The 339-nt window shown below is 50.7% G+C and carries 1 pseudogene; it reads left to right on the top strand.

Annotated elements, in window-relative coordinates:
- Nucleotides 1-339, top strand: a pseudogene (locus A9G25_RS12925) (hypothetical protein); the annotation flags it as partial.

The raw sequence follows: 339 nt of genomic DNA on the forward strand, positions 1-339 counted from the left end.
GTAGAAAAAGAACAAGAAAAAGCCGCAGACAAAGGCATCGTGTTAACCGACAAGCAGCAACAAAAAATCTACGAAGACGCCTACAAAGAATCGATGAACCAAGGCATGTCAGCGATGGGCAGTGACGCCCGCCAAGGTATTGACATGGCGGTTAGTATCATCAACGGCTTAATCAGTGGTGACATGACAGGGGCAGCCGCAGGGGCACTTGCACCAAAAATTGCGACTATTATCAAACAACAGACCGAAGGAAGCACCGTTGCCAACACCGTCAGCCATGCGATACTCGGTGCGGTGGTAGCCGAGCTACAAGGCAACTCAGCTCTAGTGGGTGGCTTA

Origin of the sequence: Gilliamella sp. Bif1-4, from assembly GCF_001690535.1 — a bacterium.
Taxonomy (GTDB): domain Bacteria; phylum Pseudomonadota; class Gammaproteobacteria; order Enterobacterales; family Orbaceae; genus Gilliamella; species Gilliamella bombi.